General features: G+C 58.2%; 18 protein-coding genes. 11 read left to right on the top strand and 7 right to left on the bottom strand.

Annotated features, from left to right (window positions below):
• Window positions 1–12 precede the first annotated feature (12 nt).
• Complete coding sequence (locus tag ACQZ5Y_RS04670) at window positions 13–882, bottom strand: carbon-nitrogen hydrolase family protein (protein ID WP_003514598.1); 870 nt, start codon at window positions 880–882, stop codon at window positions 13–15.
• Window positions 879–1,487 carry a hypothetical protein gene (locus ACQZ5Y_RS04665; protein WP_003514600.1) on the bottom strand — a complete coding sequence of 203 codons (609 nt, stop codon included), beginning with the start codon at window positions 1,485–1,487 and terminating at the stop codon, window positions 879–881. The genes ACQZ5Y_RS04670 and ACQZ5Y_RS04665 overlap by 4 nt, the downstream gene beginning before the upstream one ends.
• Before the next feature lie 73 nt (window positions 1,488–1,560).
• On the opposite strand from ACQZ5Y_RS04665, the gene ACQZ5Y_RS04660 reads away from it, so the two are divergent.
• The 3 genes from ACQZ5Y_RS04660 to ACQZ5Y_RS04650 all read left to right on the top strand — a co-directional run bounded on the left by ACQZ5Y_RS04660 (window position 1,561) and on the right by ACQZ5Y_RS04650 (window position 3,179).
• Window positions 1,561–1,962 (top strand): ketosteroid isomerase-related protein, encoded by a 402-nt coding sequence (locus ACQZ5Y_RS04660; protein ID WP_003514602.1) that lies wholly within the window; start codon window positions 1,561–1,563, stop codon window positions 1,960–1,962.
• Window positions 1,963–2,056: 94 nt separating this feature from the next.
• Window positions 2,057–2,638: a helix-turn-helix domain-containing protein gene (locus ACQZ5Y_RS04655; protein WP_065661473.1), complete on the top strand. Its 582-nt coding sequence runs from the start codon at window positions 2,057–2,059 to the stop codon at window positions 2,636–2,638.
• A 22-nt stretch (window positions 2,639–2,660) separates the two neighbouring features.
• Complete coding sequence (locus ACQZ5Y_RS04650; RefSeq protein WP_174049353.1) at window positions 2,661–3,179, top strand: GNAT family N-acetyltransferase; 519 nt, start codon at window positions 2,661–2,663, stop codon at window positions 3,177–3,179.
• Between the two features lie 9 nt (window positions 3,180–3,188).
• Here ACQZ5Y_RS04650 and ACQZ5Y_RS04645 read toward each other — a convergent pair whose 3' ends face one another.
• Window positions 3,189–4,265, bottom strand: a complete 1,077-nt coding sequence (locus ACQZ5Y_RS04645) for an alpha/beta hydrolase family protein (protein WP_174049125.1) — start codon at window positions 4,263–4,265, stop codon at window positions 3,189–3,191.
• A 143-nt stretch (window positions 4,266–4,408) separates the two neighbouring features.
• Between ACQZ5Y_RS04645 and ACQZ5Y_RS04640 the strand changes: the two genes are divergently transcribed.
• Window positions 4,409–5,497, top strand: a complete 1,089-nt coding sequence (locus ACQZ5Y_RS04640; RefSeq protein ID WP_162696533.1) for a helix-turn-helix transcriptional regulator — start codon at window positions 4,409–4,411, stop codon at window positions 5,495–5,497.
• Between the two features lie 3 nt (window positions 5,498–5,500).
• Here the strand turns inward: ACQZ5Y_RS04640 and ACQZ5Y_RS04635 are convergent, their stop codons facing one another.
• Window positions 5,501–6,604 carry a TRAP transporter substrate-binding protein gene (locus tag ACQZ5Y_RS04635; RefSeq protein ID WP_013635316.1) on the bottom strand — a complete coding sequence of 368 codons (1,104 nt, stop codon included), beginning with the start codon at window positions 6,602–6,604 and terminating at the stop codon, window positions 5,501–5,503.
• Window positions 6,605–6,742: 138 nt separating this feature from the next.
• Window positions 6,743–7,216, bottom strand: coding sequence for a group III truncated hemoglobin (locus tag ACQZ5Y_RS04630; RefSeq protein WP_065661469.1), 474 nt, complete (start codon window positions 7,214–7,216; stop codon window positions 6,743–6,745).
• Window positions 7,217–7,356: 140 nt separating this feature from the next.
• Here ACQZ5Y_RS04630 and mbfA point away from each other — a divergent pair, with 140 nt between their 5' ends.
• Window positions 7,357–8,340 (top strand): iron exporter MbfA, encoded by a 984-nt coding sequence (gene mbfA / locus ACQZ5Y_RS04625; RefSeq protein WP_003514615.1) that lies wholly within the window; start codon window positions 7,357–7,359, stop codon window positions 8,338–8,340.
• Window positions 8,341–8,403: 63 nt separating this feature from the next.
• Here the strand turns inward: mbfA and ACQZ5Y_RS04620 are convergent, their stop codons facing one another.
• Both ACQZ5Y_RS04620 and ACQZ5Y_RS04615 read right to left on the bottom strand, forming a co-directional pair.
• A complete protein-coding gene (locus tag ACQZ5Y_RS04620) occupies window positions 8,404–9,018 on the bottom strand; it encodes a transglutaminase-like cysteine peptidase (RefSeq protein ID WP_003514617.1) in 615 nt (204 codons plus the stop codon).
• A 118-nt stretch (window positions 9,019–9,136) separates the two neighbouring features.
• Window positions 9,137–9,925 carry an alpha/beta hydrolase gene (locus tag ACQZ5Y_RS04615; RefSeq protein WP_174049126.1) on the bottom strand — a complete coding sequence of 263 codons (789 nt, stop codon included), beginning with the start codon at window positions 9,923–9,925 and terminating at the stop codon, window positions 9,137–9,139.
• Window positions 9,926–10,112: 187 nt separating this feature from the next.
• Between ACQZ5Y_RS04615 and infC the strand changes: the two genes are divergently transcribed.
• From infC to pheT, 6 genes are all read left to right on the top strand, one after another.
• Entirely contained in the window at window positions 10,113–10,649 is a 537-nt protein-coding gene (infC, locus tag ACQZ5Y_RS04610) for a translation initiation factor IF-3 (RefSeq protein WP_060641871.1), read from the top strand.
• Between the two features lie 194 nt (window positions 10,650–10,843).
• Entirely contained in the window at window positions 10,844–11,047 is a 204-nt protein-coding gene (gene rpmI, locus ACQZ5Y_RS04605; RefSeq protein WP_003493355.1) for a 50S ribosomal protein L35, read from the top strand.
• A 40-nt stretch (window positions 11,048–11,087) separates the two neighbouring features.
• Window positions 11,088–11,492, top strand: coding sequence for a 50S ribosomal protein L20 (gene rplT, locus ACQZ5Y_RS04600; RefSeq protein ID WP_003514622.1), 405 nt, complete (start codon window positions 11,088–11,090; stop codon window positions 11,490–11,492).
• A gap of 165 nt (window positions 11,493–11,657) precedes the next feature.
• Window positions 11,658–12,536 (top strand): lipopolysaccharide kinase InaA family protein, encoded by an 879-nt coding sequence (locus ACQZ5Y_RS04595; RefSeq protein ID WP_111782883.1) that lies wholly within the window; start codon window positions 11,658–11,660, stop codon window positions 12,534–12,536.
• The gene (gene pheS, locus ACQZ5Y_RS04590; protein ID WP_003514626.1) at window positions 12,529–13,611 is read left to right on the top strand and encodes a phenylalanine--tRNA ligase subunit alpha; all 1,083 of its coding nucleotides are present in this window, start codon (window positions 12,529–12,531) and stop codon (window positions 13,609–13,611) included. Before ACQZ5Y_RS04595 ends, pheS begins: the two co-directional genes overlap by 8 nt.
• 24 nt (window positions 13,612–13,635) lie before the next feature.
• Complete coding sequence (gene pheT, locus ACQZ5Y_RS04585; protein WP_174049127.1) at window positions 13,636–16,059, top strand: phenylalanine--tRNA ligase subunit beta; 2,424 nt, start codon at window positions 13,636–13,638, stop codon at window positions 16,057–16,059.
• Window positions 16,060–16,092: the final 33 nt, after the last annotated feature.

The following is a 16,092-nucleotide window of genomic DNA, read 5'->3' as shown; positions in this document are numbered from 1 at the left end:
AAAATGGGCTTTTCAGATCGCAAACTGCTCCGGCCAGTCGCGGCGGGTGGCCACTTGTCCTTCGGTTCTAAGCTTGGCCACGGCAGCAAGGTCGATATCGGCGATCAGCAACGTGCTGTGTGTCACCGCATCGCTTTCGCTTTCCGCGACGATACCCGATGCCGGCATGCCATAGTCGGATGGCACGTAAAGTGCTGCGCGGCCACGATTTTCATCGACGGCGGGAGACCATGGAGCCTCACCCGCCGTGGGGGAGGAAAGGACGGCATATTGGTTTTCCAGCGCCCGCGCCTGCGCGCCGATGCGCACCCGGTAGGCGCCGGCCAGCGTATCGGTGCAACTGGGAGCGAGAACCAGTTCGACGCCAAGCTCGGCCAGCTTCCGGCCAAGCATCGGGAACTCGTTGTCGTAACAGATGAGGATGCCGAGCCTGCCGATCGGCGTCTCGAAGGCTTTCAGGCCCTCGATGCCGGCATGGATGTTCCATTGCTCCCGCTCGAAGCGCGTCATGATCTGCTTGTCCTGATACCCGATCAGTCCGTTGGGGCCGAACAGCCATGCGCGGTTGCGGAACTTGCCGTCCTTGTCTTTCACTGGCGCGCTGCCCGGCTGAAACAGGATTTGATGTTGCCGCGCCAGCTCTTCGCAAAGCTCGACCCATGAGGGGATGAGCGGCTGTATCTCTTCGATGGAGCGGTGCAGGTCCGAGCGCGCATCCGGCGGCAACTGCCCGGTCAGCGTCATGGCCGAATATTCCGGCAACAGCAGCAGCTCGGCGCCTTTTTCTTTCGCCTCGCGCACGATGGCGGAAAGATGGGCGGCATAGCCTTCCCATGTCTCGATGAGTTCGATGGCATATTGGCTGGCGGCGAGTTTCGTCATCTGTTTTCCTCTCCGGCAGCAATGGTCTTCATCCAGAACGACAGGGGCTTTGGGCTTTCGGTGCTCTCGTCTAGATCCCGCCAGGTGAAGCTGGTGTGCAATTCCGGGTGATGGCGATAGCCGCGTTTTTCCCAGAAGGTATTCAGCGGCACGTAATCCAATGGCCGGCGCGGGTGGTCGGCGGGGCGCTCGACCGCGCAGAAGGTGCAGCAGTTGAAGCCGAGCTTGCTCGCATGCGCCTCTCGCTCCACAAAGAACCGCACCCCGATGCCATGCCCGCGATAGCTGGGCAGAAGCACGCTTTCGCCGAAGTAAAATATCCGGTCCGGATCGTAACCCGCCTTCAGGAAGGGCGCCTTCACCTCGTCGGTCTCGGCCGCCATCGGCATGCCGGTGGACATGCCCACCACGTGTGCGCCATCCAGCGCCAGCACGAAAACCGCGCCTTTCGTGTCGGCATAGGTGGCGAGATATTTGCGCTCGTAATCCAGCGATCCGTCATAGAGATAGGGAAAGGCGCGAAACACTTCGATCCGGAGGCGCGCAAGGTCATCGAAATAGGGCGCGGCCTCGATGCCGGAAAGAGACTTGATTTCGACGGTCATGGGCATTTTCACTTTCGGTTGCACTGGTTATACCGTCATGGAAACCCTGCGCAAGCATTGAACGGAGAAGACAATGACCGCCACTGAGACCATCCGCGCCTATTACGATGCCTTCAACCGTCAGGACATGGATGCCTTTCTGGCGCTTCTTCACGACGAGGTGGTACATGACATCAATCAGGGCGAGCGTCAGACCGGAAAGCCGGCTTTTGCGTCCTTCATGCAGCACATGAACCGCTGCTATAAGGAAAACCTCACCGACATGGTCATCATGGCGAGCGAGGACGGTAAGCGCGCCTCTGCGGAATTCATCGTGAACGGCGAATATCTCGCAACCGATGAAGGCCTGCCGGAAGCCGATGGCCAGACATACGTCCTGCCGGCTGGTGCATTCTTTGACCTGAAGGATGGAAAAGTTAGTCGAGTAACGAACTACTATAACCTGAACGATTGGATCGCCCAGGTCGGTGCCTGATGCATCTTTGCCGCGCGCAGAATCCGCGGTAACAAGCGATCGCAATTTCCATTATAGTAGATATTGACTCCATCATGTGAGAATGTATTCTCGCATGATGGAAAACGAAGATCATATTCTCGAACGCTCTATCGGCGACCGCATCAAGACGTTGCGCGCTGAAAATGGTTTGACCCTGGACCGGCTCGCCGCCGAATCCGGCGTCAGCCGCGCCATGATTTCCCGCATCGAACGTGGCGAGGCGAGCCCCACGGCCTCGCTTCTTGCCCGCATCTGCGCAGCGCTAGGCCTGTCGCTCTCCGGCTTTTTCGCCGAAGACGAAGAGGCTGTTTCACCGCTGGTGAAAAAGCGTGACCAGCAGCTCTGGAAAGACCCGGAGACCGGTTATGTGCGCCGTGCCATCTCCCCGCCACGCGTCGGTTCCGATGTCGATATTGTCGAGGTCGAGTTCCCGGCGGGCGCACGTGTCGGTTTCCCGCCGCATGCGGCAAGCCGCGGAATGACGCAATATGTCTGGCTTTTTGACGGTGTGCTGGAGATGACGAGCGGTGGAGACGTGCACCGGCTGGAACCCGGCGATTGCCTTTTCATGCCGGTGGGTGAGGGACATGTCTTCCACAATCCCTCAGAAAAACCTGCCCGTTATGCCGTCGTGCTGGATCAAAGACAGCGCTGATTTTCCCCGACAGGAGTTATTAATGGCCACCATCCGCGTATTGAACCGGGCAGAGACGATCAATGCCTTGCCCGAACTTTGTGACGTTATCGCCGACTGCGTTAATGGCGGCGCGTCTGTCGGTTTCATGCTGCCTTTCTCCCCAAAAGATGCCGAGCCGTTCTGGCAGGATGTAGCCGATGCCGTGGAAGCAGGCAGCACCATTCATGTGGTGGCGGAAGTAAACGATAAAGTGGTGGGCACGGTGCAGGTCGGTCTGGCCTCCAAGCCCAACCAGCCACATCGCGGTGATCTGATGAAGCTTCTTGTGCATCGATCGGCACGCGGGCTGGGACTTGCACGAAAGCTCATGGAAAAGGTGGAGCAGGAAGCGGTAAAACGTGGCCGTACCCTTTTGGTGCTGGATACGGCCACGGGTGGCGATGCGGAGGCAATTTATCCCCGTCTTGGTTGGGAACGCGTCGGCGTCATCCCCGACTATGCGCTTTTTCCCGACGGGCGTTATTGCGGCACGACCCTGTTTTATAAAAGGATCGGCTAGTTCTTATTGTTATTGACCCGGTTTCAGCGTGCGGTTGAAGGCGTTGACGATCATCGTTTCCAGCTGTGCATGAATATCCTTACGGTCGCGGGGCCCGGCCGGTTCGCAGATCGGATCGCGCTCGCCAACGGATTTGAGAAACGCGTCGGCATCAGGCTTGCAAAGGGGCAGGAAGCTGAAATGGTTGGCCTCGTCGACCTGTCGGTAAGTAGAGGCAGGCACTTGTGCTGCAAGCTCGTCGGCAAGGACAGCGGGCGGTATTTTACCTTCGCTGCCAAGATTGATGAAGGTCAGCGGAATATCGATTTGTCTCAGGCTGTCCGGCTGGAACGCCAGCGCCAGACCCGGATCGACCAACACGGCGGAACGGATGCGTGGATCGCGGTTCTGCTGCTCGAAACGGGCCTTGTCGATGGTTCTGAGATCGAGCTTCGGTACGCTGACCGGCTCGTTATTGACATAGGCCCGGCCGCCGGCAAACCACTGGCAATCCATCATTGCTGCATTCTCTTCACAATAGCGCACATAGGCGTCAAGATCGGCTCGTGCACCTGCAATCTCCATCGCCGCGCTGCCGCCCAGCGAAAAGCCGAGAACACCGATGCGTTGCCCGTCGATCGCACCTGACCACGTGCCGTCCGTCGTCAAGGCCGTGACGATTGTGGTTAGATCGTTCGTCCGCTCCCAGATTTTCGGCGTGTCGGCAGGCGTCGAGTCACCACTGGTCGTGCCGGGATGATTGGTTCCGGCGACGATGAAACCTTCGCTGGCGAGTTTCGCTGCGATCCAGGCCATGCCTTCAGCGCGCGAGCCGGACCCGTGCGAAATCAACACGAGGGGGAAATGGCCGTCTTTGATGGTCGCGTCCTTCCGAACCGCCGTTCCCTGAAAGATACGGTTCTCGGAGGAAAGCGCCGGTGTGCCGTCTCCGCCTTTGGCCGGATACCAGATCGTAACGTCAAGGTTTGTGTTGCGGGCCTTGGAAGGAACAGGGATGCTTGTAAGCCCGACATCCTCTGCGGCAAATGCCTGCGGGGAAAAAGCCGCGCACATAAGAAGTGCGACAAGGGTGTTTTTCAGTGTCATGAGAGCCTCTCCGTTTGACAAGGTGGATGCTCCCGTTTTCCTTTTAGGGCGAATAAATGCGTCCTTGATCGCGTTAAAGGTCGTGCCGAAACGCGATCTGGTCCATGAATGGGTGGTAATTCATCGCTTCGGGATCGTTATCCGTGCTTTTCATTCCCTTGCCTTTTGTCGTCGCACTTCTGCTGGTCGTCATGTTCATCGTCTTCTTTCGAGGCGGAGAGGATATGCGAACCAACCGGGCGTTTCTGGCGCTCATCGCGCTTTGCGCCGTGCAGTCCGTTCTTGTCGGCTTGCGCTGGGGATATGGTGTGAGCGAAGCGCGTTATGTTTTGCCTGTTCTGGCTGCCTGCCTGCCGCCTCTCGTCTACATCGCCTTTCGCGGACTGATGGGCGTTGGAGTTGAAAGCAGGAGAGCGATGTTTGCCAGTCTTGTGCTTTCACCTTTATTCGTCGTCTTTCTGGAGTTCGTCCTTCCCGTTGCGATCGATTTTGCGCTGATCGTGATTTTTGTCGGGCACGCCATTGCCTTGCTTCTTTTGGCAAGAAAAGGGCCGGATGGGCTGGACGAGGCGCAATTTGCCAGCGTCGCATCTGCGCATAAGGCGCTTATTGTCGCCGCGGTCGCTCTCTGCGTTTCCGCGTTCTTCGATCTTCTGGTGTTTTTCGATTTCGAGTGGGCGCATGGAGAAAATGTCGCCGCACTTGTCAGCAATGCCAATCTTCTCGGGCTTCTGCTGATCGGTCTCATGGCTGCACTTGCCGGCAAAAGCAAAGCGCCGCAAACGGCTGCCCAGCCTGCTGCGGAGTTGTCTTTGCCGGCGCCTTCACAACAGGACCGGGACGTTGTCGAAAGGCTTGATCGCTTGATGGAGACCCACACGCTCTACCGCGATGAGAATCTAAACCTGTCACGGCTCGCAAAACGTCTCGGTCTGCCGAGCCGGCAAATCTCCGGCGCGATCAATCGCTCGCTCGGCGTTAACGTCTCGCAATATGTCAACCAGCTGCGCATCCGCGAAGCCTGCCGGCTGCTGGAGGAGAGGGATCAGTCGGTCACTGCGATCATGCTGTCTTCCGGCTTTCAGACCAAATCCAACTTCAACCGGGAATTTCGCCGCGTCACCGGCATGAGCCCGATGGACTGGCGTGAACGCGAGGTGTGGAAGCTGGTATCGAATACAAAAACGGCCACCCGGCAGATGCCGGATGGCCGTTTGAAGATACTGAAATGAGGATCAGAGCGTGCCGTTGCGCTGCTGGATCATCATATAGGTGTCATAGGTATATTCGGCGATCTGTGCCCAGAGATAGGCGTCCTTCTTGAACGCCTGCTGGCTATCGTAGATCTTCTTGAAGCTCTCGTTCTTGGCCGAAATCTCGGCATAGGTGTCCTGCGCCGCCTTGTGGCAGACGTCGAGGATTTCCTGGCTGAACGGCCGCAAGATGGCGCCCTGCGCCACGAGTTCCTTCAGAGCCTTCGGATTGCGTGCGTCATAACGCTCCAGCATGCTGGCGCTGCCGGCGGCGCAGGCATCTTTCAGAATACGCTTGTAGTTCTCCGGCAACTCGTTGAACTTCTGCAGGTTCACGAAAGCATGAACGGCTGGGCCACCTTCCCACCATGCGGGGTAGTAGTAATATTTCGCAACCTTGTAGAAGCCGAGCTTCTGGTCGTCATAGGGACCGACGAATTCGGTTGCATCGATGGTGCCCTTTTCGAGAGCGGCGTAAACATCGCCGCCGGCGATCTGCTGCGGTGTCACGCCAACCTTCTGCATCACCTGGCCGGTTAGGCCGGCAATGCGCATTTTCAAGCCCTTAAGGTCATCGATGGTGTTGATTTCCTTGCGGAACCAGCCGCCCATCTGGGCGCCGGTGTTGCCGAGCAGGATCGAGTAGATATTGTGCTGGGCAAGAAACTCATTGAGCAACTCGTTGCCGCCCGCCTGGTTGAACCATGCATTCGTCTGGCGTGCATTGAGACCGAAGGGAACCGAGGTCCCGAGCGCGAAGGTCGGGTCCTTGCCGACATAGTAGTATGAGCAGGTATGCGCCATTTCGACGGTTCCAGCCGTCACCGCATCCGCTGCCTGCAGCGCCGGCACGATTTCGCCACCGGCGAAATGCTGGATGACGAAGTTGCCGCCCGATGCTTCCTTGACATGATCGGCGACGATCTGGCCGGCACCGAATAGAATGTCGAGGCCCTTGGTGAATGACGACGTCATGCGCCAGGTGATTTTGGGGTTTTCCTGCGCAATGGCCGGAGCGGCCAGCACGGTTGCGGTAACACCGGCACCAACAGCGCCCGCCTTGCGAATAAATGATCTGCGATCCATGTCGATAAGCCCTGATATGTCTGCATATTACAGGCGAACCGTACGGTACGCCTCCCACTGGCTACTAAACATTTATCCTTGCGGCCATCAAGGGGAATATTTGGACTTGCCGGGCCTGCTATCATCGCCCGGATGGGGCTACGGATGCATGCGTCTTAACGCCGGATCATCCATTGCAGGATTATAAAACAGCGAAAGCGTCAGGCTTTTTGCGATGCGTTCCGCAGTTTCCATGAACCAGCTATGGGCTTGTGGGCTCGGCGCGATATCGTCAAGGGTAGCCGAAAAAAGCGCCAGCCATTGCGGGAACAGTTCCGCCGACATGCCTTTTACGCCAAGATGCGCCTGCACCGGCTTGCCGCCGTAGCCGCCATTCTTGAAGGCGACGGCGGCCCAGAACTGTTTCATCCTGGCCATATGCTCCGGCCAGCGCCCGGAAAGCCGCGCATCGAAGACAGGGCCCAGCGTGGGATGTTCCAGAACGCGGCCGTAAAATGTTTCGACCAGCAGGTCGACGAAACCTACGTCGATGCCGATAGCCGCCATGGCCTCTTCCGCCCTGTTCTGAATTTCCGCGTTGTGGGCGGCCTTTGCCGCGGTCTGGTCCTGCATTGTGCTTCCTTTTGCGGCAGAACCTACGTGGCTCTTCGACACTCCGCAATGCGACCCTTTGGCATATTAGAATAATTCTAAAAGGCTTGATTGTGACGTGATCAGGATGTATTTAGAATTATTCTAAAGAGGTTCCAGCCATGTTCCGCAGTCTTTTTTCCCTGTCCAAACGCCCGTTCTCCTCGCTTGGCGAACAGGAAATCCTCGCACTTGCCATCTCGTCCGAAGAAGACGATTCCCGCATCTACCGCTCCTATGCCGATCATCTGCGCGCGCAATATCCGCAATCCGCAAAAATCTTCGATGATATGGCCGAGGTGGAGCAGCAGCATCGAAACGTGCTGATCGACATGCACCGCAGGCGATTTGGGGAAACGATCCCCCTGATCCGCCGTGAGCATGTGCGTGGCTTTTACGAGCGCACGCCGGACTGGCTGGTGAAGAACCTGTCGCTTGACAAAATTCGTGCGCAGGCGGAATTGATGGAGGCCCAGGCGATCCGTTTTTACGACGAGGCTGTCAAGCGCACCAGCGATGCCTCGACCCGCAAGCTGCTCGGCGATCTGGCCGAGGCGGAGCGTGGTCACGAAGACATCGCGCAGATGCTGGAAGAGAAACATCTCGACGAAAACGGCAAGACAGAAGAGGCGGAAACCGCAAAGCGGCAATTTCTTCTGACCTTTGTGCAGCCGGGTCTTGCGGGACTGATGGATGGTTCCGTATCGACGCTGGCGCCGATCTTCGCAGCCGCCTTCGCCACGCAGGATACGTGGCAAACCTTCCTGATCGGCCTTTCGGCCTCCGTTGGCGCGGGTATTTCCATGGGCTTCACCGAGGCGGCCCATGATGATGGCAAGCTTTCCGGTCGTGGCTCTCCGGTAAAGCGCGGTCTCGCCTCAGGCATCATGACGGCCGTTGGTGGCCTTGGCCATGCGCTGCCCTATCTCATTCCGCATTTCTGGACAGCAACGGCCATCGCCGCGGTCGTCGTCTTCGTGGAACTCTGGGCCATCGCCTTTATTCAGAACCGTTTCATGGAAACGCCGTTCCTGCGGGCAGTGTTTCAGGTAGTGCTCGGCGGTTCGCTGGTGCTGGCCGCCGGTATCATCATCGGCAACGCCTAGTGAATAATAAAGCCCGCAGCGTTTGCTGCGGGCTTTCTGCATTGAGCCTATAATATCTGCCGATCAGCGCAATGCGCCGACCAGAACGTCGCGGCCATCCTCGATGGAAACCCAACGGCCCGAATTGAAGGACGCCTGCCGCTTCAGATAAGTGTAGTTGGTGTCGGTCCAGAGCTTCACGTCGTCGGTGAGATTGTCGAGAATATAATCGCCATCGGTGGTGCGGAGCGTCAGCACGGCGTGGCCCTCGCCATCAGGCTTGCGCACGACAGTGATCAGCAGGTCAGCAACGGAAAACCCACGCTCGATCAGCTTCTTGCGCTTCAGCAGCACGAAGTCCTCACAATCGCCAGCGGTCGTGGGATATTCCCAGACTTCTTCCTTGCCGTAGATTTCCATGTCGGTCATGGCGACGATCGAGGTGTTGACGGATGTGTTGATCTCGCGAACAACACCCCAGCCATACTCGGTGACGCGTGGCGGCGGCGTCAGCTTGCTTCGAATGTTGCACTCGCTCGCGTATTTCTGACAGAACTCATAATGGCCGATCGGCTGGGATGTGATCCCGCCCGTCACCATGGAAGGGCTTCCCTTGGTTTCCGCCACGGCGGAGGCAGCAGTCAATAGCCCGGCGGCAACTGCAAACAGCAGCGCACGCGCCAGCGGTGCGTTCATCATGAAACCCGTCCCTTAATTCTTAATGAAAAGTTAAGAGGGTTGGGGGGCAGGAGTCAATCACTAGCCATCGGCGGCGCGCAAGACTCGTTAAATATGGTTAAGATCGTTGCGCAAATGCCTATCTTGCAAGGGCTTTGACGGCAGCCAGCATCCTGTCGATATCCTGCGGCCGGGACAGCCGGTGGTCGCCATCGCGGATCAGCGTCAAGACGACGTCGTCAGCAGGAAGATGTTCGAGGAGCTTCAGCGCATGCTGATAGGGAACATCGGGATCGCGCATTCCCTGCAGGATGTGAACCGGGCAGCCCGTGGTAATGATGCCGGTGAGGACGCGGTTCTGCTGCCCGTCTTCCATCAGCGCGCGCGTAAAGATGTTTGGCTCGGGGCTGTATTCCGAATGTTCCTCGAAATAACCTTTTTCTTCAAGCGACCGTTTTTCCGCATCCGTGAGGCTCGGCTCTATCAGGTCCACCGTGAAATCGGGGGCTGGCGCAATGAGGACCAGACCAGCGACGGACGGCGTGCCGCCGGCCTTGCGCAGTTCCTCGACCATGCGCAGCGCTATCCATCCACCCATCGACGAACCGATAAGGACGACGCGCGATGGCGCCTTTTCGCGCACGACGGCAAGTGCCTCTTCCAGCCATCTTGAAATCGTGCCCTTTTTGAAGTCACCGCCGGAAGCGCCGTGCCCGGAATAATCGAGCCGCAGGCACGCAATGCCGTTTTCCGCTGCAAAGCGGTCGAGTTCCACCGCCTTGGTTCCCGTCATGTCGGAACGGTAACCGCCGAGCCAGACAAGCGTGGGTGTATCTTCTCTTGAAGTTGCCGGGCGATGAAGGACGGCGATGTCGCGGGCGTCGTCGCCCATGCCTACACGCAGGAATTCAGCGGCTTGTTCAGTCATGTATATGCAATTCTCCTGAATTTCGCGCAACAAAGGCGGCGTATTTGCAAAAACCGTGACAACAGGTGATCTTTTCGGGCAGATATGCTATTGACTTCGCCACGGCAATAACGACATTTCCGCCGCTTGTACCAAACAAGCTGTTTTTTGCCGATGTGATCCAGAAACAGATCAGGAGAATACGACCATTCGCAGACCTTTCAAAGCCGATGCCCCCGTCAAGGAGGGCCCGCGCTCCAACCGGGAAATCCGGGTTCCCAGAGTTCAGCTTATTGATGAAGAGGGCCAGAACCTCGGTAGCATGCCGACGGACCAGGCTTTGAAAATGGCGGAGGATGCCGGTCTCGATCTCGTTGAGATTTCGCCGAACGCTGAACCGCCGGTATGCAAGATCCTCGATCTCGGCAAGCTTAAATACTCGACCCAGAAAAAAGCCGCTGAAGCGCGCAAGAAACAGAAGATCGTCGAGGTCAAGGAAATCAAGATGCGCCCCAACATCGACACGCATGACTATGACGTGAAGATGAAGGCGATGAACCGTTTCTTTGACGAAGGTGACAAGGTGAAGGTGACGCTGAAGTTCCGCGGCCGCGAAATGGCCCACCAGGAACTCGGCATGAAGCTTCTCCTCCAGGTGAAGGAAGATACCCAGGCGATTGCCAAGGTTGAAGCCGAGCCGAAGCTGGAAGGCCGTCAGATGATGATGGTTCTCGCGCCGAAATAACTCTTTCGCGCACGCCGCCCGGGCGGCATGAAGCACCACCGCAAGGGGAAGTTCGTATTCCCCGTTGCGCTTTTAACCGACTGCGGTTATAAGCGCGCGTCCGAACGGTCCGGCAGGGCATGCCGAGGCCGTTCCTGAATAGCTTGAAATAGGCCTCGTCTGCCTGTTTCGATACAAAAACACGGAGTAGCAAAATGCCCAAGATGAAGACGAAGTCCGCTGCAAAAAAGCGGTTCAAGATCACCGCCACCGGCAAGGTTGTTGCAGCCGCCGCCGGTAAGCGCCACGGCATGATCAAGCGTACCAACAAGTTCATTCGCGACGCGCGTGGAACCATGGTTCTCGCCGAAGCTGACGGCAAAAAAGTCGTCAAGAACTACCTGCCGAACGGTCTCTGAGACTTTTCCGCACTTTTGGACACTTTAAGGAGATCATGACATGGCACGCGTAAAACGTGGCGTAACTTCCCGCGCCAAGCACACCAAGACACTCAAGGCAGCCAAGGGCTTCTACGGCCGCCGCAAGAACACCATCCGCGCAGCTAAGGCTGCCGTGGATCGTTCCAAGCAGTACGCTTACCGCGACCGCAAGGTCAACAAGCGCAACTTCCGCGCTCTGTGGATCCAGCGTATCAACGCTGCTGTTCGCGAATTCGGCCTGACCTACGGCCGCTTCATCGACGGCCTGAACAAGGCTGGCATCGAAGTTGACCGCAAGGTTCTGTCCGACATGGCTATCCATGAGCCGGCAGCATTCGGCGTGCTCGTCGAGACCGCGAAGAAGGCTCTTGAGTACCTCAAGGAAGCTGGTACGACCAACGAGTTTGAAACCGCTGTAAAGTAATTACGGCGCGGACAATCTGTTGTTCATTTGAAACCCGCGCCGGTCCTCCGGCGCGGGTTTTTCGTTTTCAGTTTCTGATACAGCTCTATCGGCGTTTTTTAATTTAGAAATTTAGAAGAGTTGGAGTATTCACGCCGTTTGAAGCGAAATCCTTGGTGGACGGAAATGCTGGTCAATAAAATTCAGGTTGTGGAAGCAGAAGGCTTTCGCGTTCATCTCGACGATGACGACATCGCAACCCTGATGCGCGTCCTCCTGAAAAGTGACCGGCGCATTCAAAAGGTCGAGCTCTCGCAATTGACGGTTTGGATCAAACGGCAGGGCACGGAACGTGTGACCTGGTGGATGAAAATGCAGAAGCTGCTGTCAAAACTTCTGCCTTATGCTTTTCTTCGCCCTTCTGAACCGCTGGACGGCGCGGGCCTCATGCAGCGAGAGCTGGAAACGTTGCAGCAGTTCCAGCAAGGCGGTTTCCCGGTTCCGCCGCTGATCTACTCGTCGCGCACAGCAATGGTGCTGGGAGATGTCGGTCCGACGCTCATGGAGCGGATGGATGCGCTAAAGGCGTCCGATCCGGTGCGACATGACGCCTTGCTTGTGAAATCCGCAGAAGCGCTTGGCGAGCTGCATGCGGCGGGCCTCTGCCACGGCCGCCCGCATGTGCGTGACTTCTTTTTAAAAGACGACCGTATCGGTTTCATGGATTTCGAGGAGCGCCCTCAGGAGGTCATGCCGCTGGAGACGGCGCAGGCGCGCGATATCTGGCTGCTGTTTTTGCAGGTCGCGACCCGCGCCTGCGATGCGCCTAAAACCTGCGACGCCGCCTTTGCCCGCTGGCGTGAAAACGCCCCGCCGCGGGCGCTTGAAGAATTGTGCCGTCTGATCGGCATTCTGGGGCGATTTTTACCGCTTGCCCGGTTGATCGGGCGCGTGCGGATGGGTAGTGATCTGCGACGCTTTATCATGGCGACCGACTATCTGATGAATGCTGTGAACCCCGAAGCCGCTGTTAAAAATACCGGCAAGGCAGGAAAAGATGACTGAACTTGATACCTTGAAATCGCAACTGATGTCGGAGATCGCCGCCGCCGCCGATGAGCCGGCCATCGAAGCCGTGCGCGTCTCCGCGCTTGGCAAGAAGGGCTCGGTTTCGGAGCTTCTGAAGACGCTGGGGTCGATGACGCCGGAAGAGCGCCAGACCCGAGGCGCTGCCATCAACCAGCTCAAGACTGAAATCACCGACCTGATCGGTGAACGCAAGAGTGGCCTGAAAGATGCCGCGATTGCCGCCCGCCTGAAGGCGGAAACGCTAGATGTCAGCCTGCCGGTCCGCCAGTCTCCGACCGAGCGCGGCCGCATTCATCCGATCAGCCAGATCGTCGATGAAATCACCGCGATCTTTGCGGATATGGGCTTCTCGATCGCCGAAGGTCCGGATATCGAAACGGACTATTACAACTTCACGGCGCTGAATTTCCCTGAAGGCCATCCGGCCCGCGAAATGCATGACACCTTCTTCTTCCAGCCGGATGAAAACGGCGAGCGCAAGGTGCTGCGCACGCACACCTCGCCGGTGCAGATCCGCACCATGGAAAGCCAGAAGCCACCGATCCGCATCGTCATTCCGGGCAAGACCTATCGTCAGGATTCCGATGCCACCCATTCGCCGATGTTCCATCAGGTCGAAGGTCTGGTGATCGACAAGAAGGCGCATGTTGGCAATCTGCGCTGGGTACTTGAAGAGTTCTGCAAGACCTTCTTTGAGGTGGATAGCGTTGTCATGCGCTTCCGCCCGTCGTTCTTCCCCTTCACGGAGCCGAGCTTCGAGGTGGATATTCAGTGCGACCGCTCCGGCCCGATCGTCAAGTTCGGCGAAGGCAACGACTGGATGGAAATCCTTGGCTGCGGCATGGTGCACCCGAATGTGCTGCGCGCCGGCGGTCTGGACCCGGATGAATATCAGGGCTTTGCCTGGGGCATGGGCCTCGACCGCATCGCCATGCTGAAATACGGCATGCCGGACCTGCGTGATTTCTTCAACGCCGATGTCCGCTGGATGAACCACTACGGCTTCCGCCCGCTCGACATGCCGACGCTGTTCGGCGGTTTGAGCGTTTAATCCGGTTAGCCAAGGAGCAAAGACATGAAATTCACTCTTTCCTGGCTGAAAGAGCATCTAGAAACGGATGCGACGCTGGACGAGATTTGCGAACGGTTGACGGCGATCGGGCTTGAGGTCGAGGACGTCGACGACAAGGCGGCCTATAAGCCTTTCGTCATTGCCAAGGTCGTCTCCGCCGAAAAACATCCCGAGGCCGACCGCCTCAAGGTGTTGATGGTGGATGCCGGTGACGGCAAGCCGGTGCAGATCGTCTGCGGCGCACCGAATGCGCGCGCCGGCCTTGTCGGTGCGCTGGCGCGTCCTGGCGTTTACGTTCCGGGCATCGATGTCACGCTTGCCGTCGGCAAGATACGCGGTGTCGAAAGCCACGGCATGATGTGCTCCGAAAAAGAGCTGAACATTTCCGACGATCACGACGGCATCATCGATCTGCCGGAAGACGCGCCGGTCGGCACTTCTTTCGCGACCTATGCCGGACTTGACGATCCGGTCATCGAGATCAATCTGACGCCAAACCGCCCGGATTGCACCTCGATCTATGGCATCGCCCGCGATCTCGCCGCTTCCGGTCTCGGCAAGCTCAAGACCAAGCCAGCGCCGTCCTTCAAGGTCGAAGGCTCAACCCCGGTCGACGTGAAGCTGGAGCTGGATGACGCGGCGCTCTGCCCCGGCTTTTCGCTGCGCATCGTGCGCGGTGTGAAGAACGGCCCGAGCCCGAAGTGGATGCAGCAGCGTCTGATGGCGATCGGCCTGCGTCCCATCAATGCGCTCGTGGACATCACCAACTACATGACTTTCGATCAGGGCCGGCCGATGCACGTCTTCGATGCCGCCAAGGTCAAGGGCGACCTGACGGTCCGCCGTGCGAAAGAGGGTGAGACGATCCTCGCGCTTGATCAGCGCGAATACAAGCTCGGCCCGAACAATGTCGTCATCGCCGACGAAAAGGGCCTCGAGTCCATCGGCGGCGTCATGGGCGGTGAACACTCCGGCTGTGATGAAAACACCGTTGACGTGTTGATCGAGTCCGCTCTCTGGGATCCGATCAACATCGCCAAGACCGGCCGTTCGCTCGGCATCATCACCGATGCCCGTTATCGCTTCGAGCGCGGCGTCGATCCGGAATATATGGTTCCGGGTCTGGAACGCACCACCGAACTGGTTCTGGAACTCTGCGGCGGCGTTGCCGGCGAAGCCAAGGTCGTCGGTTACAAGGGGCATCAGCCCAAGGTCGTGGATTTTCCGCTCTCGGAAGTGAAGCGTCTGACCGGCCTAGAAGTTTCGGCGGAAGAAAGCCTGGCCATTCTAAAGGGTCTCGGTTTCGGCATCGAGGGAACGGGCGAGCGTGTTTCCGTCACCGTGCCGTCCTGGCGCCCGGATGTCGACGGCAAGGCCGATCTGGTGGAAGAGGTCATGCGCATTCATGGCGTCGACAACATCAAGCCGGAACCGCTGGAGAGCTTCGGTGCCGTCAACGGCCGCATCTTGACGACGCTGCAGGTGCGCACCCGCACCGCGCGCCGTGCGCTTGCCAGCCGTGGCATGCTGGAGGCCGTCACGTGGTCCTTCATCCCTGAAGCTCACGCGAAGCTTTTCGGTGGCGGTTCGCCCGCTCTGAAACTGGCCAACCCCATCGCGGCCGATATGTCGGATATGCGTCCTTCGCTTCTGCCGGGCCTTCTGACCGCAGCACAGCGCAATGCCGACAAGGGCCATGGTGATGTGGCAATCTTCGAGGTCTCCGGCACCTATGAGGGTGACACGCCAGACACCCAGCGCCGTGTTGCGGGCGGTGTACGCCGTGGCACGGCCTCGCTCGCAGGCAGCGGCCGCATGTGGTCCAATGCCGCAAAGGGCGGCGGCAAGCCGGTGGATGTCTATGACGCCAAGGCCGATGCGCTTTCGGTGCTCGAAGCCTGTGGCCTGCCGATGGCCAATGTGCAGATCGAGGCCGGCGCTCCCGGCTGGTATCACCCTGGCCGCTCCGGCACCATCAAGATGGGTCCGAAGGTCGTGCTCGGCTATTTCGGTGAATTCCACCCGAAGACTCTGTCAGAGCTGGATGTTTCCGGTGTCTATAGCGGTTTCGAGATCTATCTCGACGCCATGCCGGAGCCGAAGAAGAAGGCGACCCGCACAAAGCCGGCCCTTGAGCTTTCGCCCTTCCAGGCGGTCAAGCGCGACTTCGCCTTCGTGGTCGACAAGTCGGTCGAGGCAGGCGCCATCATCAAGGCTGCAACAAGCGCTGATCGCAAGCTGATCACCGGCGTCAATGTCTTTGACGTCTTCGAAGGTGCATCGCTTGGTGAAAGCCGAAAGTCCATCGCCATTGAAGTTCAGATCCAGCCGGTCGACAAGACGCTGACGGACGAGGATTTCGAGGCGCTGACCGCAAAGATCGTCGGTAATGTCGAGAAATCGACGGGCGGCGTGCTGAGAGCGTAAAGCTCTGTCTCCATGAATTGAAAAAGCCGAGGC

The organism is Agrobacterium sp. A3-95 (assembly GCF_053521785.1).
This window is presented reverse-complemented; position numbering and strand designations above follow the sequence as displayed.